This window comes from Mycetocola sp. JXN-3, assembly GCF_014522285.1.
GTDB lineage: Bacteria > Actinomycetota > Actinomycetes > Actinomycetales > Microbacteriaceae > Mycetocola > Mycetocola saprophilus.
Genome location: NZ_CP041635.1, coordinates 962086 through 981958, shown reverse-complemented (window position 1 = coordinate 981958; position 19873 = coordinate 962086). Strand labels below are relative to the sequence as shown.

The following is a 19873-nucleotide window of genomic DNA, read 5'->3' as shown; positions in this document are numbered from 1 at the left end:
GTGTCGGCGGTCTCGGGCACACTGAGGTCATGGACTCATTACTCCCACTCATCATCGGACTCCTGCTGGGCCTCGTACTCGGTGGGGTCCTCGGCGGCGTTTTTGGCGGGCTGACCGCGCAGCGTCGCGCGACCTCGGCGCTACGGGCGGCCGAGGTGCGCGCCGATGCCGCGCGCGCCGATGTTGAGGTGTTGACGGCCCAGCACTCCGCCGAGCTGATGGCTCAGGGCGCGCGCGAGTCCGAGATTCGAGGCACCCTGCGAGCGGAGCTGGCTGCGCTCGAGGCCACCACGGCCGAGCTGCGCGATCAGATTGATGCACAGCGACGCTATGCCGCCGATCAGGAACGCCGCCGCGAGGAGGAGGCCGCGAACCTGCGTGCGCGTGAGTCTCAGGAGGGGCGAGTCTTGGAGGCCCTGGCTCCGGTCGCCGAGTCCCTGCGCACGATGCAGACGGCGGTCTCCGCCATCGAAAACCAGCGCAGCCTGCAGCACGGCGAGCTCAGCGCGCAGCTGCGCGCGGCCACCGAGGCCGAGGAGCGTCTGCGGGCCACCACGGACACCCTGGCCGGTGCCCTGAAATCGAATAACGTTCGCGGGGTCTGGGGCGAGACCCAGCTGCGGAACGTGGTCGAGGCTGCCGGATTGATCGAGCGCGTTGATTTCAGCGTGCAGTCCTCGGTATCCACGGATGCGGGAGCCGGGCGACCGGACATGGTGGTGCATCTGCCCGGGGGCAAGAACATCGCCGTGGATGCGAAGGTGCCCTTCAACGCCTATCTGGAGGCCAGCGCGATTCCGGCCACCGCGACCGGTGCCGAGGCTGCCCGCCGCGATTCGCTTCTGCGTGATCATGTGAAGGCCGTGCGCGAGCATGTGACCGCGCTGGGCAATAAGACCTATTGGGAGGGCCTGCCCGCCTCCCCCGAGCTGGTCATCGCGTTCATCCCCAGCGAGTCCCTGGTGTCCTCGGCGCTGGAAGCCGACCGCACCCTGCTCGACTTTGCGTTCTCCAAGCGGGTCGCGCTGGCATCCCCGGTGACGCTCTGGTCCGTGCTCAAGACCGTGGCCTTTAGCTGGCAGCAGGATGTGCTCACCAAGGAGGCCACTGAGCTCTTCGACCTCAGCCGAGAGCTCCACTCGCGTCTGGCCACCACCGCGACACGGCTGCAGAAGCTGGGGCGCTCGATCGAGCGCTCGGTAAAGGACTACAACGTGGTGATCGGGTCCCTGGAACATCAGGTGCTGCCCAGTGCCCGCAAACTCGGCCGCATCGATAAAACCAAGATCATCGCAGACCTCGTCTCCATCGAGGAGCCCCTGCGCGAGATCACCGACGTCGACCTGGTTGCCGGCCTCGAAGAGGGCCGCTCCCCCTCCGCCACCACCCCGAACGAAACCCAGGTTGAGCAGAGACAGGAGGAACGTCCCGAAGCCTAAACGGGCAGCAAAAAGCGGGCGCACCGCCATTGGTACGCCCGCAGCTCAGGACCCGCGTGTGGGCGGGTTGGGATCAGCGGCTTAGCGCCACTTCTCCACCAGGTGGTCGGCCACGATCCGGCGGATCGTTCCCGACTTCGAACGCAGAACGATGCTCTCCGTGCGGATGATCGGGCCGCGGTGCTGAACACCCGCGACCAGACCGCCATCGGTCACACCGGTTGCCACAAAGAACGTGTTGTCGCTGCGCACCAGCTCGTCGGCGCCGTAGACGTAGTCCATCTTCAGACCGGCCTCGATGCCGCGCTGACGCTCGGCGTCGTCGCGGGGGTGCAGGCGGCCCTGAATGTGGCCACCCAGTGCCTTAATTGCACACGCGGTCACGATGCCCTCGGGGCTTCCCCCGGTACCCAGGCACATGTCGATGCGGGTGCCATAGCGGGCGGCGTTGATACCACCGGCCACGTCGCCATCCAGCATCAGACGGGTCCCCGCACCGGCGGCGCGAATCTCCTCGATCAGGCCCTCGTGACGCGGACGGTCCAGCACCGCGACGGTGATGTCCGAAACCGGAACCTTCTTCGCCTGGGCCAGCGCCTGAATGTTCTCGGCCACCGACTGACGAATATCCACCACACCAATACCCTCGGGGCCGGTCACGATCTTGTCCATGTAAAACACGGTCGAGGCATCCAGCATCGAACCACGGTCGGCGACCGCGATGACCGACAGGGCGTTCTGGCGACCGGCGGCGGTCAGGCTGGTTCCGTCGATCGGATCCACGGCGATGTCCACCGCCGGGCCCTGTCCGTTGCCCACGCGTTCGCCATTGAACAGCATCGGGGCCTCGTCCTTCTCGCCCTCACCGATCACCACGGTGCCATCAAAGTTGACGGTGCCGAGGAACGCGCGCATCGCATCCACCGCGGCACCGTCGGCACCCAGCTTGTCGCCGCGACCGATATACGGTTCGGCACGAATCGCCGCGGCCTCCGTTGCCCTCACCAGCTCCAGAGCAAGATTTCGTCCGGGCTGCAAATACAGGGACTCGGTGGTGGGCTGACTCATGAAAAACGCTCCTCAACATCTGGGCAAGGCGAACCGTTCCACACTAACCCCGCGCCCACAAACACGCCGCGGCGTGTGGCCCAATCCTGCTGTTAAAAAGCTGTGTTCTTAACGAATCGAACGTTTTACGCGGGAATTTCGGTTCCCGACCACGACCAGATTCGTGCATCCTGACCACGACCCTCGGCCGCCCGCAGCGGCGCACCGGGCACGATCAGGCACTCGGTCACCGCACTCACCAGGATCGCCGCGCGTCCCCCACACAGCCGGTCAAGACTTAGCAGCTCGTCCAGGTTGATGCCCGCGGCCTCGATCCGGGTTCGCTCCGACCGCGACTGCGGCGCGAACCGGGCTTGCATCGAGCCACCCAGCGCACGCACGGCGGCGGCAACCACCAGGCCCTCGGGGGCTCCGCCGATTCCGGCAACCAGGTCCAGATCCGCATCCGGCTGCAAGACCCGAAGCGATCGCTCGACCTCGCCGTGTTCAAAGAAGTCGCAGCGCACCCCGGCCTCGCGGGCGATCCGCATCAGCTCGGCGTTACGCGGACGATCCTGAATCGCCACGTGTAGCTCCTCGACCGGGACGCCGCGGTGGGCGGCGATGTCGGCGAGAGTCTGCTCAAAGGGCGTATCCAGACTCACCTCGGGCGCACGCGCACCCGCCACAATCTTCGACAGGTAATAGGCCGGACCGATATTCGCAAACGAGCCGGGTTCTGCTACACCCAGCACCACCATCGCACCGGGCTCGCCTGCCGCCGCCAGGCGGGTACCATCCACCGGATCCACGGCGATCTCCACCGCCGGGCCGCCGGTTCCGAAGGTCTCCCCGGCCGCGAGCATCGGAGCCTCGTCCTTCTCGCCCTCACCGGCAATGACCACGCCGGAGAGCGCGAGCGTGTCCAGCTCGGCGCGCAGCGCATGCACGGCGGCCCCGTCCACGGCGAGCGGATCGCCGGATCCCACGTGGTCCGCGGCCGCGGTGGCCGCCGCGACGGTTGCCAACCGCAATCCGCGCAGGGCTTCGGCACCAGGCCATCCCACGGGCTTCGGCTTGGCCGAACGCGGTGCCGGCGAACCGGCGGGACGGAAAAACGCGGACCCCGGGCGCGGCCCGGTCGAAGAGTCACTCATACCCTCAATTGTGCCCGACGATTGGATCGATCCGCACGGACGTGCACCCAACGAGCCCCGGCGCCGGTCCGCATCCGACACCGCATCCGGCACTCCAGACGTATCCGCACGATTTACCGAGACATCCGGGAAGCCCGGTCGGTAGACTCGAAGTGTTCCCTGCAGACATTCCTTAAGGAGAAGTAATGCCTATCGCAACCCCCGAGCAGTACGCACGGATGCTTGACACCGCCAAGGAGAACGCATTCGCTTTCCCGGCGTTCAACGTGTCGTCATCGCAGACCATTCACGCAGTACTTCAGGGACTCACCGAGGCTGGCTCCGACGGCATCATCCAGGTCACCACCGGTGGTGCCGACTACTTCGCCGGCCACACCGTGAAGAACCGCGCCTCCGGTGCCCTCGCCTTCGCCAAGTTTGTGCACGCGATCGCCGACAACTACCCGATCACCGTGGCCCTGCACACCGACCACTGCCCCAAGAACGCACTGGACGACTTCGTGTACCCGCTGATCGCCGCCTCCGAGGAAGAGGTCAAGGCCGGTCGCAACCCGATCTTCCAGTCCCACATGTGGGACGGCTCGGCCGTGCCGCTGGGTGAGAACCTGGAGATCGCCAAGGAGATCATCAAGAAGACCAAGAACATCAACGCCATCCTCGAGGTCGAGATCGGTGTTGTGGGCGGCGAAGAGGACGGTGTCAGCCACGACATCAACGAGCACCTCTACACCACCCTGGAAGACGCCATCCAGACCGTCGAGGCCCTGGGCCTCGGCGAACAGGGCCGCTACATGGCCGCGCTGACCTTCGGCAACGTGCACGGTGTGTACAAGCCGGGTAACGTGCAGCTGCAGCCGGGTCTGCTCAAGGAAATCCAGGAGGGTCTGGCCGCCAAGTACGGTACCGCCGCCAAGCCGCTGGACCTCGTCTTCCACGGTGGATCGGGTTCGACCGACGCCGAGATCAGCGAGGCCGTCGCCAACGGTGTCATCAAGATGAACATCGACACCGACACCCAGTACGCGTTCAGCCGCGCCATCGCCGACAACGTGCTGCGCAACTACGACAGCTTCCTCAAGGTAGACGGTGAGGTTGGAAACAAGAAGGTCTACGACCCCCGCGCCTGGGGCAAGATCGCCGAGACCGCCATGGCCGCCCGCGTCATCGAGTCGACCCGTCAGCTTGGTTCGCACGGTAAGTCGCTGACCATCTAGGTTCGCCACGAAGAACCCCGGTGATGCTGCGGCATCACCGGGGTTCTTTTATGGGCCGACGTGGTTACGGCTGGAACTTCTTCACGTATTCCTGGAAGGCCGGGTCATTGGCCATGACCGGGGCCAGCACCATGCTCATCACCAGGAGGGCAACTACGGCCCCGAGCAGCGGAATCCACCAGGAGGACTTGCCCGCTCGGATGCGGCGCATCGTCCACCATGCCGAGAGGCACCAGACCGCGATCATGATCGCCGCCATCACCCATCCCGACACGTTGATCGACTGCCCCAGCGAGTCGCCCGAGATGCCGAGCTCCTTGAAATACTCAACAAACGCCTCGCGCAGGTTGAGCAGGGCGGGGACGCTGGTGAGGATCGAGAACGCACCAAAGGCCAGCAGGATCAGCGAGATGAAGCGGTCCGCCGGAGCCTGCACGGGAAGCCCGTCGTTCGCGAGACCGGCGGCTGAACGTTTGGCGGCTCCGGCCGCCGGAGTCCCCGCACGATTCACGCCGTTACCGACGGGCGCGCCGGCTCGTGCACCGGCCGAAGCCGAGGCCTGGACGGCCGGCCGGTTTCCCACGTTCACACCGCTGAAGGATCCCGCGGCATAGCGCGGAATGCCGTCGGCGGGGGCGGCGGGAGTTGACGGTGCCGAAGCATGGGTTGGGGCGTCCGTGGTGCGCTCACCATATTCGGGCGGCGGAAGCTGGGACGCGGCCACCCGCTCGCCGTATTCGGGCGGCGGTAGCTGGGAGGCGGCCACACGCTCGCCATACTCGGGCGGCGGAAGCTGGGACGCGGCCACACGCTCCCCAAAGGCGGGCGACGCGTCTGTGGCGGCGGGCTCGGTTCCCTCGGTCTTCGCCGGGGCCGTGCCCTCGGCCACCCGCTCACCGTACTGCGGAGCGGCGACCGCGCGCGGGGCAGAGGCAGATTCCGGTTCCTTCGGCACGGCCGGCTCGCTCGGAGCCGCGGCGGCAGCACCGTCCTCGATCCGCTCGCCAAATGATGGACGACGCGGGGTCTGATCGACGGCGGGCGCCGACGCCTTCTCGGCGTCGGGCCCGTTCATCTGATCGCGTTGCTCCTCGGGAGTCGCGAATTCACCAAAACGGGGTTGCGGGGTCATCGTTGCCTCTCGAACAGCTCAAACGGAAATTAGGAGGAGCGACGGCCACCCAGGGCGCGCTCATCACGGTTACCCTCGAGGTCCTTGCGGAGCTCCTTGGGCAGGGAGAACATGAGGTCTTCCTCGGCGGTCTTGACCTCCTGGACGTCACCGTAACCGGCACCGGCAAGATCCCGCAGGACCTCATCCACCAAAACCTCGGGCACCGAGGCACCACTGGTCACGCCCACGGTCTGCACGCCATCGAGCCACTCCTGCTTGATCTCGCTGGAGTAGTCGACCCGGTAGGCGGCCTTCGCGCCGTATTCCAGGGCAACCTCAACCAGGCGAACCGAGTTGGAGGAGTTGGCCGAACCGACCACGATCACCAGGTCCGCACCGACGGCGACCTTCTTGATCGCCACCTGACGGTTCTGGGTGGCATAGCAAATGTCGTCCGAGGGCGGGTTCTTCAGGTTCGGGAAGCGCTCGCGCAGCAGACGCACGGTCTCCATGGTCTCGTCCACGCTGAGGGTGGTCTGCGAGAGCCACACCACGTTGTCGGGGTCCTTGACGGTGATCTTGTCCACGTCCTCGGGACCGTTCACGATGGTGGTGCGCTCGGGGGCGTGCCCGGCGGTACCCTCAACCTCCTCGTGTCCCTCGTGGCCGATCAGCAGGATTTCCTGATCCGCCCGGGCAAACCGGACGGCCTCGCGGTGCACCTTGGTGACCAGCGGGCAGGTCGCATCGATGGCCTGCAGCTGACGGTCGGCGGCCGCATTCACCACGGCCGGGGAAACGCCATGCGCGGAAAACACGATGTGCGAACCCTCGGGAACCTCATCCACCTCGTCCACGAAGATGGCACCCTGAGCCTCAAGCTCGGAGACCACGTGGACGTTGTGCACGATCTGTTTACGCACGTAGACGGGCGCGCCGTAGAGGTTCAGCGCCTTCTCAACCGCAATAACGGCGCGGTCAACACCGGCGCAGTAGCCGCGCGGGGCGGCCAGCAGCACACGTTTGGGTCCGGCGACCGGGTTATCCTGGAGTCGGCTTGAAGCACCGGGGATCCTCGGCATCGGCAGGCTAATCGTCGTGTTACTCACGTCACCAATTGTAAGCCGAGTCGCTGGACTCCGAGTGAGAGGATTGCCGGATGGCCGTTTCTATGCCCGCACAGCCCGCTACTGCGGAGGATCCGTGGCCGATTGCGCTCTTGGGGAACAAGATTCGCGACTACATCGACCGGCTCGGCACGGTGTGGGTCGAGGGCGAGATTACCCAGTGGGGACAGTCCGGCGGCAACGTCTATGGCAAGCTCAAGGATCTGAACGCCGACGCGACCATCTCCTTCACCATCTGGTCCTCGGTGCGAGCAAAGCTGCCCGAGAACCTCAAGCAGGGCGACCGGGTGGTTGCGCTGATCAAGGCCAACTTCTGGGTCAAGGGCGGCAGCCTGACGATGCAGGTGATGCAGATGCGTCACGTGGGCCTGGGTGACCTGCTCGAACGGCTGGAACGCCTGCGTGCGAGCCTCACCGCCGAGGGTTTGTTCGCTCCCGAACGCAAGAAGCGTCTCCCCTTCCTTCCGAACGTGATCGGACTGGTCACCGGCAAGGATTCCGACGCCGAGAAGGACGTGCTGCGCAATGCCCAGCTGCGTTGGCCGGCCGTGCAGTTCCGGGTGCGTCACGCCGCGGTTCAGGGCGATCGCACCGTCGGCGAGGTTGTTGCGGCGATCGAGGCACTGGACGCGGATCCCGAGGTGGACGTGATCATCGTCGCCCGCGGTGGTGGCGACTTCCAGAATCTCCTGGGATTCAGCGACGAGCGGGTGGTGCGGGCGGCCGCGGCCGCGACAACTCCGATCGTCTCGGCGATCGGGCACGAGGCCGACCGTCCGCTGCTGGATGATGTGGCCGACCTGCGGGCCTCCACCCCGACCGATGCGGCCAAGCGGGTGGTGCCCGATGTGGGCGAGGAGCTCGCCGGGGTCGCCGAGGCACGTTCGCGTCTGACCGGTCGCCTGGTACACCAAATCAATACCGAGATTTCCCGGCTGGAGCAGATCCGAACCCGCCCGGCGCTGGCCGACGGGGCGTGGATCGTGACCTCCCGCAGCGAGGAGGTCACCCGCTATGTGGCGCGTGGTGCCGAGATGATCGATCGCCGAATCGAGCGCGCGGAGTCGGGACTGGCCGAGCTCACCGCGAGACTGCGCACCCTGTCCCCGCAGCAGACCCTGCGCCGCGGATACGCGATCGTGCAGACCCCGGACGGATCCGCGCTGCGTGAGACCGCCCAGGCGCCGACCGGTACCGATCTGCGGATCACCCTCGCCGAGGGTGTGCTGCACGCGACCGCGACAGAAACCGAGCGTTAGCCCGCCGGTGTCTCGGCGGGAGGACCCGCATGATTGCGGGAGAGTTTACCCGTTTCGCACCCAACCCGGGGAACGAGAGGTCGGTGCGGACGCGATAGGATGGCGGCATGTCTTCCAACCCCGAAATCGACGCCCTGAGCTATGAAGAGGCCCGTGACGAGCTGGTTCGGGTGGTGTCTGAACTCGAACAGGGTTTGGCAACGCTCGAGCACTCGCTTGAGCTGTGGGAGCGCGGTGAGGCGCTGGCCGCCCGCTGCGAGCAGTGGCTGATCGGGGCCAAGGCCCGGCTGGATGCGGCCCGTGCCGCCTCGACCGCGAACGCCGATCACACCGGCGAGGTATCCGCTTCCGGCGAGGAGATCTTCTAACCGTGGCAAAAAAGAAGTCCACCGAGCCGCGGGTAGTTGCCGAGCTGGGTCGCCCGGAAACGCCCGAGGAGACGGCCGAGCGCAAAGCCACCCAGTCGCGCAACTATCGGATGCGCAAGACCGTGAACAACCTGGTCTACTCGCTGCTGGCCACCGTCGCGCTGGTCGCGGTCATGGTCATCATCGTGCCGCGCAGCGATAAGCCCACCGATCGCTCGGTGGATTACACCGTGGTGGCCGGGCAGGTACAGGAGTCTCAGGAGGCCCACCTGGCCAGCCCGAAGCTCCCCAAGACCTGGAGCGCGAACTACGCCGAGGTGCGCTCGAAGACCTCGGTGAAGTCGTGGGAGATTGGTTTCCTGACCCCCGATCAGAAGTTCATCGGGATGGCCCAGGGCCTGAAGGCGAACGATTCCTGGACCTCGCTGATGCTGAAGAACTCGGTGCCCACGGGCACCACCACGATCGATGGGGTCCAGTGGACCGTATACGACAACCGTGATTCACGGGATGACAAGATTGGAAACGTGCACTACGGCCTGGCTACCCAGGCCGGAAGCTCGTACTTTGTTCTGTTCGGGTCCGCCTCGAACGAGGAGTTCACCACCCTCGCGACCGCGCTGACTCCGGACATCGAGAAGGAGGCAAACCGCTAATGTCCACCATGACTCCGGGCCAGGCTTGGGCCGAAATGGTCGCCGGTAACGAACGCTTTGTGAGCGGTGAGCCGCTGCACCCGCGCCAGGATGTGGAGCGCCGTCACCAGCTGGCCACCGTGCAGACTCCCGATGCCGCGCTGTTTGGCTGCTCGGACTCGCGCCTGTCCGCCGAGATTATTTTTGATAAGGGCTTGGGCGACCTTTTTGTGGTGCGTAACGCAGGACAGGTCATCTCCGATTCGGTGCTGGGATCGCTGGAATATGCGGTGGGTGTGCTGAAGGTTCCGCTGATCGTGGTTCTCGGACACGACGCCTGTGGTGCGGTCCAGGCGGCGATTTCCTCCTGTGCCCCCGACGCCGAAACGCTGCCGCCGAACATTGCCGGTCTGATCCGCCAGATTGTGCCGTCGGTGGTCAAGGTCGCGGGAGTATCGGGCACCGAGATCTCTCACGCGGACCCGGCCGAGGTGGGAAAGAGCCATCTGCGCAGCACGGTGGCCGAACTCTTGACTCGTTCTGAGATGATTAATCGTGCGGTCGCCGAGGGAACCCTCGCGGTCGTCGGTGCCAACTACCGTCTGACGGAGGGCACAGCGGTTCCCGATGTGACATTGGGTAACCTGGATCCCACGGGTGCCACAAGCACCAAAACCCCGAACGCAGAGTAGCGTTCACACCTCGAGGAGAGCAGAACACCGTGTCTGAAAACGCATCCGCCGAATACCGCATCGAGCACGACACCATGGGTGAGGTTCGTGTGCCGATCTCCGCCCTGTATGGGGCGCAGACTCAGCGCGCGGTAGAGAACTTCCCGATTTCGGGCTCGCGTTTGGAAGCCGCCCAGGTGGTGGCCCTCGCCCGGATCAAGAAGGCTGCCGCATCCGCGAATGCGTCGCTGGGTGTGCTTGATGGCAAGATCGCCGCGGCCATCGAGGACGCCGCCGACCAGATTATCGCCGGTCAGCACGCCGACCAGTTCCCGATCGATGTGTACCAGACCGGCTCGGGCACCTCCTCGAACATGAACATGAACGAGGTGCTGGCAACCCTGGCCACCCGCTCGCTGGGTGCCCCCGTTCACCCGAACGACCACGTGAACTGCTCGCAGTCCTCCAACGATGTCTTCCCGACCTCGGTGCACGTGGCCGTGACCGGTGCCCTGATCGAGCAGCTGGTGCCGGCCCTTGAGCACCTGGCGGTTTCGCTGGAGAAGAAGGCCGAGCTGTGGAAGGACGCGGTCAAGCCCGGCCGCACCCACCTCATGGATGCCACCCCGGTCACCCTGGGCCAGGAGTTTGGTGGCTACGCCCGCCAGATTCGCCTGGGTATCGAGCGGGTTCAGTCGGCGCTGCCGCGCGTAGCCGAGGTGCCCCTGGGTGGCACCGCGGTCGGCACCGGCATCAACACCCCGCTGGGCTTCCCGCAGGAGGTTATCCGCCGCCTCGCCACCGACTCGGGCCTGCCGATCACCGAGGCCCTGGATCACTTCGAAGCCCAGGCCAACCGCGACGGCCTGGTGGATGCGTCGGGCGCGCTGCGTACCATCGCCGTGAGCCTCACCAAGATCTGCAACGACCTGCGCTGGATGGGTTCGGGCCCGAACACCGGCCTGGGCGAGCTGCACATTCCCGACCTGCAGCCCGGCTCCTCGATCATGCCGGGTAAGGTCAACCCGGTGATCCCCGAGGCCGTGCTGATGGTGTGCTCGCGCGTCATCGGTAACGACGCCTCGATCGCGATCAGCGGCGCGTCCGGCAGCTTCGAGCTGAACGTTCAGATTCCGATCATGGGTACCGCCCTTCTGGAGTCGATTCGTCTGCTGTCCAACGCCTCGACGGTGCTGGCCGATAAGGCCGTGGATGGTCTCCAGGCCAACGTGGAGCGCGCCGCAGCCCTGGCGGGCATGTCACCGTCGATCGTGACCCCGCTGAATAAGATCATCGGTTACGAGGCCGCCGCCAAGATCGCCAAGCACGCGGTCGCCGCGGGCATCACCGTCCGTGAGGCCGTCGTGGCCCTCGGGTTCGTGGAGCGTGGAGAGGTCACCGAGGAGCAGCTGGATGCCGCCCTCGACCTGCTCTCGATGACCCACGCCGGCTAACCACTCGCAGCAGCAGCCACCGCCGCCTCGGGCGGGCACCCTGTGCCCACCCGGGGCGGCTTTTGTTGTGCGCTGGGCTCTCGCGCCCCGGCCTACATCGGAAGCCCCGTGACAACCAGGGTCAGCAGGGTTCCCCATAGCCCGCCCAGTAACACCGGCCCAAGCGGAATCGTGTGTGTGAGAATCCCGCCGGAAGGTGTGTCCGGGTGCTTGGCAGAGACCGGGGGCGACGCACCGCGCCCGCCTCGCCTGACTTGCCTGGCTCGAATCCGTTTCAGCGCGGGATGGCATGAGATGACGATCATGGTGAAGCCGCACAACAGCGCAAACAGGCTCAATGCTCCCACGGGATCGGTGGTCAGCGAGAGCGCGGCCAGACACACCGCCGCAAGCTTGCCATCGCCTCCTCCCCAAAACCCGAAGGCCGCCAATGAGAGCGCAATGATCGCAAGGACTACCGCGGGGATCAATCGTGCAAAAACACCCATCGGGCCATCCCGCGCCGAGGCCGCGCCCGGGTCCAAGGGCCCCACAACGTCGGGCCCGATATCGCGGGTGCCCACATCGACAGGCCCTGCATTGAGCGAGCCTGCACCGAGAGGGCCTGCATCAAGCGACCCAACATCGAACTGCCAGACGCTGTTGGACAGGACTCCGTTGCTACCGGTAGCCACGGCGATAACCTCGACGATCACTCCCCCGGCCAGCAGGAGTGCCGCCGGCACAACCAGTCGGTTGGGTAGCCTGCGCTCGCGCAGATCGAGCCGGATGAGCCCGGGGGTGCTCAGCAGTAACCAGAGCAGGCAGGGCCACAGCGCGGCAGGAATCGGAAAGGCACCGGTGGTGACGAACCGGACCGCGGGGACAATGGGTTCGGCGATTGTTGGGAGAAAGGGCGCGTCAAACGGGCCCGGGTGCGGTGGCACAAAGGGGATCGGGTACAGCGTGTCGGCGAGGCGTGGGGTCGATGTGGTGAGCATGACCCCACGCTATGCTCGGGCCCACCGGTCGGGGTTCGTGGGATGAGAACTGTGGGAAACCGGAAGAGAGACGAGGGTTGTGGAGGAGGGCGTCTGTCCTAGGCTCGGAAGTCCGCGGTAATCTCCGCCGACACCACAAACGGCCGCGGAGTCAGATCAAACCCGCTGTCACCGCCCGCCATGTCCGCAGAGGCCATCGCAAAGGAACGACCCTTGGGACGGAATCCACCATCGTTCCCGGTGCCCGAGGGGTGCAGTCCCGATTCGAACAGTGCCTCCAGAACGGGGGTGCCCGCGCCAGCTGCGCGCGCGTACACGGCCGCCCGGGCGATTGCGTCGGCGACCGCGGCCGCGCGCACATCGGCAATCCGCTCCGCACGGTCGGCCTCGGCGATGTCCCAGTCCACCCCGCTCACCCGCACCAGGGGCTCGGCTGCAAGCCGGGTGACCCAGTCCGTCAGCGCGGAAAAATCTTGAAAGCGCAGGGTCAGGCCCGCGCTGGCCTTTTGGATATCGGCACCGCGCTGTCCATCGGGGCCCCAGAATGGGCTGGTTCCCACCGCCACCGATTGTGCGTGCCACCGGGTCGTCGCCCCGTTGTCGGCCAGCTGCTGCGCGGCCACGGTGAGCTCGGCATGGAGCCGGGATGCACGCGCCACGACGTCCGCACGCTCGGCCCCCTCAACCTCGATAAACGCGCTGACCTCGGCGCGCGAGGGCGGGTATTCCCGCTGTGCGAAACCGCCCACAACCACGCTAATTCCCGACATTCTGTATCCTCCCGGTCACACGCGACACGCGGTATGCCGCTGCTCGGAGACTACTATGCCCGACGGCAAGAACACCAGGCACGCCTCAGCGTTATCCGCCGTAGCGGCGCTGGCGGCGGGAGAAGTCTCGGACGGCACGAAGGAAGTCGACCTCGCGCAGATCCGGCCCCAGGGCCTCCACAAAATAGAACTCGCTGTGGGCGCTCTGCCACAGCATGAAGTCGCTGAGCCGCTGCTCCCCCGAGGTGCGAATGACCAGGTCGGGATCCGGCTGACCGCCGGTGTAGAGGTGGGCACCGATCAGGTCGGGGGTGAGGAGATCGGCGAGACCGCTGATGGTTCCGCCGTTGCTGCCCTCGTAGTCCCGCACGATGGTGCGCATCGCCTCGACGATTTCGGAGCGTCCCCCGTATCCCACCGCCAGGTTAATGTGCAGCCCGGTGCGTTCCCGGGTCGCCTCCTCGGCGTCGTGCAGGGCCGTGCGCAGGGACTCGGGAAGCCCCGCCGTGGCGCCGACGTGCTGAACCCGCCAGTCTCGATAGCCGGCGAGATCGCGGGCCAGGTCGGCGATGATCACGATCAGATCCCGCAGCTCCTCCGAGGAACGCTGGGTGAGGTTATCCGCCGAGAGCAGATACAGGGTGACGGTACGGATTCCCAGATCGTCGCACCACTCGAGAAACTCCTGCATCTTGGCGGCACCCGCGCGGTGTCCGTGCGCCACGGTCTCGAGCCCGAGCTGCTTCGCCCAGCGCCGATTTCCATCGATGATCATGGCCACGTGGTGCGGAAGCGTCTCGGGAGCCAGGTTTCGACGCAGCATCTTTTGGTAGAGCGCGTAGAGGAGGCCACGTCCGGGTCGAGGTTCGCTATTCGTCACAGACCTACGGTAGTCCACATTTCCGTTGAGACGTATATTGGCTGGCGTAGTCTGGGAGTATGCCAGCAGATCGTGACCTTTCAGCGTCCGCCAACTCCTCGGAGAGCGGGGGCGCGTCCGGCGAGGATGAGCGCCACGGTCTTCCGCTGATCGAGGCGGCCGATGCGGTCCCCGAGGAGATCAAGCCCACCTGGCGCGGATGGATTCACGCGGGCACCTTCCCGGTGACCATCGCCGCGGGCATCGTGCTCATCGTGTTGGCCGACGGACCGGTAGCGAAGTGGGCGTCGGCGGTATTCATGCTGACCTCGATGCTGCTGTTTGGCAACTCGGCACTGTACCACCGCATCAACTGGAAGCCGCGCACGAAGATGATCTTCAAGCGCATCGACCACGCCAACATCTTCCTCCTGATCGCCGGCACCTACACCCCCATCGCGCTGCTCGCGCTGCCCAATCCGCAGGGGATGATCCTGCTCATCTCGGTCTGGTCGGCCGCGCTGCTGGGGATCGCCTTCCGGGTGTTTTGGATCGGTGCCCCGCGCTGGCTCTACGTATTCCTCTACCTGGCGTTGGGCTGGGCGGCGGTGATGTATCTGGGAGACATCATCCAGGCAAACCTCGCCAGCATGGTGCTCGTGGTTGTGGGTGGCCTGCTGTATTCGGTGGGTGCGGTGGCGTATGCGCTCAAGCGCCCCAACCCGTTCCCCGGACACTTCGGCTTCCACGAGATCTTCCACGTGTGCACGGTGCTGGCCTTCCTCTGCCACTGGACCGGAATCCTGCTCCTCGCCCTGCATCCGATTAGCGGGGCGTAGTCTCCACCGGCTCATGCGCGGTCTCGGCCTGCCGACCGGGCAGGATGGGCAGCGCGATGATCGGCGCGAGTGCCAGCACCGCAAACGCACCGCTATAGCCGATCAGCGTGATCAGCGCACCCACGGCCGGGCCCACCAGGGCGGTGGCCGCGAACTGGCCGGAGTTTTGGATGCCCAGCGCTCGTCCGGCCCAGCGGCTACCGGAGATTTCGGCAACCGCGGTGAACGCCAGGCCGTTGTCGGCCACGGCGATGCAGCTGGCGAGAACATAGGTGATCGCGACCGCCCAGGGCCAGTGCACGGCACCGGCCGCCGCGGTGAGCAGAAGGGTCGCCACCCCGATCAGGGCGATCCAGCGCAACGGCTGGAGCCGACTGCCCACCCGGTCCGAGAGCACACCCACGGCGATTCGGCCGAACGCGCCAAGCAGCTGAGAGACGGCGACCAGCGCGCCGGCGGCCAGGGCGCTCCATCCCTGATCCACGATCAGCCACACCAGACCGAACGTGCTCAGGGCGGTCTGGGGAACCACCAGCAGGGCCGAGACCGCGTGAATGCGAGCCAGGGTGCCCGAACGGCGATACGGGTTGGTCCGCGCCGCAGTGGTACCCGGCGTTAGCGGATGACGGGGCGGGTCCACGATGACGATGGCACAGGCGATTGCCGCGACCAGCACCAGCACCGCACACAGGATGAGCGCGGGAGCGAGTGACCCGCCCGCGATCAGCGCGGGAATGGCCAGGGCCGCCGCGGCGATGCCCAGCGGCTGGCAGGTTTGCCGGATGCCCATTGCGAGTCCGCGACGGTTGGCCGGGAACCAGCCGACCACGACGCGTCCGCTGGCGACGTTCACCGAGCCCGTGCCCGCTCCGGCGATGCCCAGGAGGACCCCGAGTATCCAGAGTGATCCGGTCGAGGTGCCCGAGACGAACAGCGCACCGAGCACCGCGAGGGTCGTCAGGAGAAGTCCGGCGACTAAGACTCCACGCTCCCCGCGGCGGTCGGCTATCCAACCCCAGAGCACCAGGGTGAGGACCAGTCCAACGTTGGGTGCCGCGGCGAGCGCGCCCGCCTCGGCCAGACTCAACCCGCGCTGAGTGTGCAGGAACGGGATGAAAAAGGCGGGGGCCGCGGCAACCACCGTCCCGGCAGCCTGGGCATACACCCCCACCCCCAGCATGAGCCAGGGACGAGCGGTACGAGGGGCGCGGGGCGGAGAGGCGACAGTCACCCTCCTACGCTAGACCCGTTTGCAACGACGCCCCGACACACACGGACGGATATGCGTGTGGGCCGGGGCATCGATTGCGAGTCAACCGGTGCTAGCTGGTGCTGGTGCCCACCACCAGAATCGGATCGGTCGTGGGTGCTTTCGATCCCCCCTTGGGCTCCACCGTCATGCCGACGCTGTCTCCCGGGTTGAGCGTGCCATCCAGCAGGGTCCAGGTAACTCCCGAGTCTCCGGGTGTGAAGGTCCCGGCGGCGCGGGCCCCCGATCCGTCGATCAGCCAGAGTTCCAGGACTCGGTCCTTACCCAGGGCGGGCAGATCGCTGGTGGCAATCGCTGCCCGGGCATGATCGGGTGACCACACCACGGTCGCGGTACCGCCACCGGTAACCGGGGTCGAGGAGCGCTGCAGATCGGCCGAGGCAAGCAGCGAGGTGAGCGCGTGATCGCTGGCCTCGGGGGTGACCGTGGGGGCAAACACGCTGCGACCGAGGCCCACGCCGGCGACAACCAGCAGCACCGCGGCCAGCACGCCGGTCAGCAGCCGAATCCCCCGCAGCCTGGACCCGCGGGCCCGGGTCACCGGGGTGGACTCGACGGAGCGGGTCGGCGGAACTGCGGGTGCCACCGAATCGGCCGGCACGGATGATGCGGACCCGGATACCGCGGTGTCGGCCGAGGGAACAGCCGAAGAGCCAACCGAAGACACCGCGGCTGCCGAGGCCACCGTCGGGGTTGCGCTCGGTGCCGCCGAACCAACGGTTGCCTCGACACCCTGCGCGCGCTCCTGCGGCAGCGTCTGGATCGCATCCAGAATGCTTCCGCGCAGCGCGGCAGACGGCACCGCGGGGGCCACCAGTGCGGCCAGCCCGTCGGTCACGGAATCGAATGAGGCCACCTCGGCGGCAAAGGCCGGGTCGCTATTCAGGAGTTCCTGGGCGACACGAGTTTCCTCGGCGTCCAGCGCGTCCAGCGCAAAGCCGGCCGCGAGGCTTTCGCGCTCATCGGGGGTCATGTTTGTGGTGGTCATGCTGTCACCTCCTCGCCTAAAATCTGTCGTAATTTGATCATGCCATCGCGAATTCGTGTTTTCACGGTTCCCAGGGGGATCTTCAGCCGCTCGGCGATCTCCGTCTGGGTGAAGCCCTCGTAGTAGGCGAGCAGTACCGCCTCGCGCTGCGGAGGGCTCAGGTGTCCAAGTGCCCGTTCGACCCGCGTGTGCTCGACCCGGGTTTCCACGGTCTCGGCCACCTCGTCCACCGGAATCGGGAGGTCGCGGATGCCGATGCGTTCATCCCGGTTACGTCCGGCCTGGGAGGCACGAACCCGATCGATCGCCCGGCGATGAGCCAGGGTCATCAGCCAGCCGCTCACGCTGCCCCGTTCGGGATCGAACGTGGATGCGCGCTGCCACACCTCCAGGAACACCTCCTGCGTCACCTCCTCCGCCTGGGCGTGATCCACGAGCACATGCCGCACCAGGCCCAGCACCCGGGAGACGAAGAGATCGTAGAGGGAGGCGAATGCTTCCCGATCTCCACCCTGCACCCGGAGCAGGAAGCCGCGCGCCCTGACCGCAATATCTGTGGAATCCGGGAGTGATTCCCGGTCTGTGGAGGAACGCAGCGACGCGGGGTCGGCGGCCGAATGTTCGAGGGACATGTCGCTAGTCTCCCAAACATCTGGCCGATCCGGGGAGACACGCGATCGAATCGGTGTCACATTTCCCCGACTGGGACTGGACCCCGCCGCCGGGGGCGGGGTCCGCGCGGGGACGGTATCGCTCGGATGTGACTCCGATCCGAGTGTCCGAAAGGGCGGGGAGCTCGGGCTATCCAAACGTAAACGAGTACGCATCGACTCCCGCTCCCACCGTGACTTTGAGCTCTCCGGTATCGGATTTCTTCGAGGAGAAGATCTCGTAGGATCCCGGAGGCCCGGATACCTGAATGGTTTTTGTCCCGTTCTTATCGGTCACCGTGACCGTGCCCGATCCGCCCAGCACCATCCGGATCTGCTGCGCCGTATAGGCCAGCTTGATCGATCCCTCGGCACTCGAGATGCCCTGACTGGTGAGGGTCCAGGACCCATCCAGCGCAAACGTATCCTTGGCGAGATTCTCGGGGAAGGCGAAGGTCGAGGTCCCGATCGAGTACGGTTCGGTTCCGCCGAAGTTCACCATCTTGGTGGGGCTCAGGTAGGTCTCCGGGGTGGTCGAGCCGGCCTGGGGGGTATCGTCGGCCGTCTCGGTCATCGCCGGAAGCTTCACGTCGGGGGTGGTCTGAGTCAGCAGCTCGCGGATCAGCTTTTCGGTGGTCGCATAGCCGCCCTCACCAAACTGAATCTGGCGTACGGTACCCGATGCGTCGATCAGGTAGTGGGCCGGCCAGTAGCGGTTGCGGTACGCGGTCCAGGTGGAGAGCTGGTTGTCCAGGGCCACCGGGTAGGTGATCCCCTGCTCCTTGATCGCCGCCGCCACATTCTCCGGCACCTTCTCGAACGCATACTCCGGGGAGTGCACGCCGATCACCGTGAGGCCGGCATCCTGATACGCCTTGGCCCAGGCACTCACGTGCGGGACCGAACGCAGGCAGTTGATGCAGGAGTAGGCCCAGAAGTCCACCAGCACCACCTTGCCGCGCAGATCGCTCAGCGCAATCGGCTTATCGTCGGCGGTGTTGAACCACTGGTCGATCCCGCGCAGTGCCGGGGCCGGGCCACAGCTCTGGAGAACATCGGAACCGTTTGAGCACTTGGACAGGTCCTTGTTTTCGTCGGTCACCAGGCCGCCGAGGTCCAGGGACTTGACCTGCTCGGAGTTGTTGAATCCGTCCTGAAGGCCCGCTGTGTAGTCGGGGATCAGGCGCTGCAGAGCCTGGGGCACGTTAAAGACCAGGCCGATGGCCAGCGCGATCATCAGCACGCCGCCGGTGATCCGGATGCCCTTCTGCCGGGTGCGGAACGCCTTGACCCGCTCGGCCACGCGGCGTCCGGCCAGCGCGAAGAAGAGCAGCGGGATCGAGGTACCGACCGCAAAGGATACGGTCAAAACGACCGTTTCCCAGCCGATTTTCCCGGTCGATCCCGCCACGGTGATGGCGGCGAGGATCGGCCCGGCACACGGCACATAGACGGCACCGAGCGCGAGGCCCAGTCCGAATCCGCGGCGTTTGGGGCTGATCGCTCGCTGCGGGAAGCGGGCGAAGGGACGCTCCAGCAGGTGCTGCAGCGGTTCGAAAATGAGGCCCAGTCCAATCAGGATCAGGACGATCAGGGCGGCCCAGCGCAGCACGTCCTGCGGGAGGCCGAGGAGATTCAGGATCAGCGAGCCCAGCAGGGTAAAGATGCTGAAGCTCAGGACCAGTCCGGCCACCACCTGGTAGGGACGCCAGCGTGAGGCTTCCTTAACCGGGGCCGCTTCGCCCTCGGTTCCGTCGGGGTTCCGGGCGCTCTGCGCGCCGCCGGAGAAAAAGATGACCGGCAGTACCGGCAGGATGCACGGGGAGATCCCGGTGATGAGACCTCCCACCACCCCGATCAAAGCCAATGTGAGCATGTCACCTACCCCTTCTGTGCCCCGGGGATGGGGCAGCGTCTGGCAGTGGTTCGGCACCAACCATCAAACGGATTGGATGTCCGAGTTTTCCGCGAGAATCCGGGCGTCAAAAAGTTTTTTGACTTTTTTCCCATCCGAATCTGGTGGGGCTCCGAA

19 protein-coding genes are annotated in these 19873 nt (G+C 66.1%); 8 read left to right on the top strand and 11 right to left on the bottom strand.

Annotated features, from left to right (window positions below; genetic code table 11):
- Nucleotides 1–29: 29 nt before the first annotated feature.
- Nucleotides 30–1439 (top strand): DNA recombination protein RmuC, encoded by a 1410-nt coding sequence (gene rmuC, locus C7C57_RS04520; RefSeq protein ID WP_187977749.1) that lies wholly within the window; start codon nt 30–32, stop codon nt 1437–1439.
- 81 nt (nt 1440–1520) lie between these two features.
- Here rmuC and glpX read toward each other — a convergent pair whose 3' ends face one another.
- Both glpX and C7C57_RS04510 read right to left on the bottom strand, forming a co-directional pair.
- Complete coding sequence (glpX, locus tag C7C57_RS04515) at nt 1521–2507, bottom strand: class II fructose-bisphosphatase (RefSeq protein WP_030148460.1); 987 nt, start codon at nt 2505–2507, stop codon at nt 1521–1523.
- Between the two features lie 125 nt (nt 2508–2632).
- On the bottom strand, nt 2633–3643 hold the full coding sequence (locus tag C7C57_RS04510; RefSeq protein ID WP_187977748.1) for a fructose-bisphosphatase class II: 1011 nt from the start codon (nt 3641–3643) through the stop codon (nt 2633–2635).
- A 185-nt stretch (nt 3644–3828) separates the two neighbouring features.
- On the opposite strand from C7C57_RS04510, the gene fbaA reads away from it, so the two are divergent.
- Nucleotides 3829–4857: a class II fructose-bisphosphate aldolase gene (gene fbaA, locus C7C57_RS04505; RefSeq protein ID WP_030148458.1), complete on the top strand. Its 1029-nt coding sequence runs from the start codon at nt 3829–3831 to the stop codon at nt 4855–4857.
- Between the two features lie 64 nt (nt 4858–4921).
- Here the strand turns inward: fbaA and C7C57_RS04500 are convergent, their stop codons facing one another.
- Together C7C57_RS04500 and C7C57_RS04495 are read right to left on the bottom strand one after the other, a co-directional pair.
- Nucleotides 4922–5989, bottom strand: coding sequence for a DUF6264 family protein (locus tag C7C57_RS04500; RefSeq protein ID WP_187977747.1), 1068 nt, complete (start codon nt 5987–5989; stop codon nt 4922–4924).
- A gap of 29 nt (nt 5990–6018) precedes the next feature.
- Nucleotides 6019–7053, bottom strand: a complete 1035-nt coding sequence (locus C7C57_RS04495; protein WP_030148457.1) for a 4-hydroxy-3-methylbut-2-enyl diphosphate reductase — start codon at nt 7051–7053, stop codon at nt 6019–6021.
- 77 nt (nt 7054–7130) lie between these two features.
- On the opposite strand from C7C57_RS04495, the gene xseA reads away from it, so the two are divergent.
- From xseA to C7C57_RS04470, 5 genes are all read left to right on the top strand, one after another.
- Nucleotides 7131–8357 carry an exodeoxyribonuclease VII large subunit gene (gene xseA / locus C7C57_RS04490; RefSeq protein ID WP_187977746.1) on the top strand — a complete coding sequence of 409 codons (1227 nt, stop codon included), beginning with the start codon at nt 7131–7133 and terminating at the stop codon, nt 8355–8357.
- Between the two features lie 107 nt (nt 8358–8464).
- Entirely contained in the window at nt 8465–8725 is a 261-nt protein-coding gene (locus C7C57_RS04485; RefSeq protein ID WP_187977745.1) for an exodeoxyribonuclease VII small subunit, read from the top strand.
- Nucleotides 8726–8727: 2 nt separating this feature from the next.
- Nucleotides 8728–9381, top strand: coding sequence for a DUF4245 domain-containing protein (locus C7C57_RS04480; protein WP_187977744.1), 654 nt, complete (start codon nt 8728–8730; stop codon nt 9379–9381).
- Nucleotides 9381–10052, top strand: coding sequence for a carbonic anhydrase (locus C7C57_RS04475; protein WP_187977743.1), 672 nt, complete (start codon nt 9381–9383; stop codon nt 10050–10052). Before C7C57_RS04480 ends, C7C57_RS04475 begins: the two co-directional genes overlap by 1 nt.
- A 29-nt stretch (nt 10053–10081) precedes the next feature.
- Nucleotides 10082–11485, top strand: a complete 1404-nt coding sequence (locus C7C57_RS04470; RefSeq protein ID WP_187977742.1) for an aspartate ammonia-lyase — start codon at nt 10082–10084, stop codon at nt 11483–11485.
- 92 nt (nt 11486–11577) lie between these two features.
- On the opposite strand, the gene C7C57_RS04465 is transcribed toward C7C57_RS04470, so the two are convergent.
- The 3 genes from C7C57_RS04465 to C7C57_RS04455 form a co-directional block, all read right to left on the bottom strand.
- Nucleotides 11578–12465, bottom strand: a complete 888-nt coding sequence (locus C7C57_RS04465) for a hypothetical protein (RefSeq protein WP_187977741.1) — start codon at nt 12463–12465, stop codon at nt 11578–11580.
- 98 nt (nt 12466–12563) lie between these two features.
- The gene (locus C7C57_RS04460; RefSeq protein WP_187977740.1) at nt 12564–13235 is read right to left on the bottom strand and encodes an SIMPL domain-containing protein; all 672 of its coding nucleotides are present in this window, start codon (nt 13233–13235) and stop codon (nt 12564–12566) included.
- 91 nt (nt 13236–13326) lie between these two features.
- Nucleotides 13327–14115, bottom strand: coding sequence for an isoprenyl transferase (locus C7C57_RS04455; protein ID WP_030148449.1), 789 nt, complete (start codon nt 14113–14115; stop codon nt 13327–13329).
- Nucleotides 14116–14174: 59 nt separating this feature from the next.
- On the opposite strand from C7C57_RS04455, the gene C7C57_RS04450 reads away from it, so the two are divergent.
- Complete coding sequence (locus C7C57_RS04450; RefSeq protein WP_187977739.1) at nt 14175–14933, top strand: hemolysin III family protein; 759 nt, start codon at nt 14175–14177, stop codon at nt 14931–14933.
- On the opposite strand, the gene C7C57_RS04445 is transcribed toward C7C57_RS04450, so the two are convergent.
- The 4 genes from C7C57_RS04445 to C7C57_RS04430 all read right to left on the bottom strand — a co-directional run bounded on the left by C7C57_RS04445 (nt 14920) and on the right by C7C57_RS04430 (nt 19717).
- Nucleotides 14920–16164 carry an MFS transporter gene (locus C7C57_RS04445; protein WP_255505770.1) on the bottom strand — a complete coding sequence of 415 codons (1245 nt, stop codon included), beginning with the start codon at nt 16162–16164 and terminating at the stop codon, nt 14920–14922. The two genes, C7C57_RS04450 and C7C57_RS04445, sit on opposite strands and share 14 nt — an antisense overlap.
- A gap of 91 nt (nt 16165–16255) precedes the next feature.
- Nucleotides 16256–17191 (bottom strand): anti-sigma factor domain-containing protein, encoded by a 936-nt coding sequence (locus C7C57_RS04440; protein WP_187977738.1) that lies wholly within the window; start codon nt 17189–17191, stop codon nt 16256–16258.
- Nucleotides 17188–17823, bottom strand: a complete 636-nt coding sequence (gene sigK, locus C7C57_RS04435) for an ECF RNA polymerase sigma factor SigK (RefSeq protein ID WP_081863893.1) — start codon at nt 17821–17823, stop codon at nt 17188–17190. The genes C7C57_RS04440 and sigK overlap by 4 nt, the downstream gene beginning before the upstream one ends.
- A gap of 169 nt (nt 17824–17992) precedes the next feature.
- The gene (locus C7C57_RS04430) at nt 17993–19717 is read right to left on the bottom strand and encodes a cytochrome c biogenesis protein DipZ (RefSeq protein ID WP_187977737.1); all 1725 of its coding nucleotides are present in this window, start codon (nt 19715–19717) and stop codon (nt 17993–17995) included.
- Nucleotides 19718–19873 lie beyond the last annotated feature (156 nt).

What these genes read in the sequence shown, in the direction of transcription:
- rmuC (WP_187977749.1), top strand. Translation starts at nt 30, where the DNA reads ATGGACTCATTACTCCCACTCATCATCGGACTCCTGCTGGGCCTCGTA.
- glpX (WP_030148460.1), bottom strand. Translation starts at nt 2,507, where the DNA reads ATGAGTCAGCCCACCACCGAGTCCCTGTATTTGCAGCCCGGACGAAAT.
- C7C57_RS04510 (WP_187977748.1), bottom strand. Translation starts at nt 3,643, where the DNA reads ATGAGTGACTCTTCGACCGGGCCGCGCCCGGGGTCCGCGTTTTTCCGT.
- fbaA (WP_030148458.1), top strand. Translation starts at nt 3,829, where the DNA reads ATGCCTATCGCAACCCCCGAGCAGTACGCACGGATGCTTGACACCGCC.
- C7C57_RS04500 (WP_187977747.1), bottom strand. Translation starts at nt 5,989, where the DNA reads ATGACCCCGCAACCCCGTTTTGGTGAATTCGCGACTCCCGAGGAGCAA.
- C7C57_RS04495 (WP_030148457.1), bottom strand. Translation starts at nt 7,053, where the DNA reads ATGCCGAGGATCCCCGGTGCTTCAAGCCGACTCCAGGATAACCCGGTC.
- xseA (WP_187977746.1), top strand. Translation starts at nt 7,131, where the DNA reads ATGGCCGTTTCTATGCCCGCACAGCCCGCTACTGCGGAGGATCCGTGG.
- C7C57_RS04485 (WP_187977745.1), top strand. Translation starts at nt 8,465, where the DNA reads ATGTCTTCCAACCCCGAAATCGACGCCCTGAGCTATGAAGAGGCCCGT.
- C7C57_RS04475 (WP_187977743.1), top strand. Translation starts at nt 9,381, where the DNA reads ATGTCCACCATGACTCCGGGCCAGGCTTGGGCCGAAATGGTCGCCGGT.
- C7C57_RS04465 (WP_187977741.1), bottom strand. Translation starts at nt 12,465, where the DNA reads ATGCTCACCACATCGACCCCACGCCTCGCCGACACGCTGTACCCGATC.
- C7C57_RS04460 (WP_187977740.1), bottom strand. Translation starts at nt 13,235, where the DNA reads ATGTCGGGAATTAGCGTGGTTGTGGGCGGTTTCGCACAGCGGGAATAC.
- C7C57_RS04450 (WP_187977739.1), top strand. Translation starts at nt 14,175, where the DNA reads ATGCCAGCAGATCGTGACCTTTCAGCGTCCGCCAACTCCTCGGAGAGC.
- C7C57_RS04440 (WP_187977738.1), bottom strand. Translation starts at nt 17,191, where the DNA reads ATGACCACCACAAACATGACCCCCGATGAGCGCGAAAGCCTCGCGGCC.
- sigK (WP_081863893.1), bottom strand. Translation starts at nt 17,823, where the DNA reads ATGTCCCTCGAACATTCGGCCGCCGACCCCGCGTCGCTGCGTTCCTCC.
- C7C57_RS04430 (WP_187977737.1), bottom strand. Translation starts at nt 19,717, where the DNA reads ATGCTCACATTGGCTTTGATCGGGGTGGTGGGAGGTCTCATCACCGGG.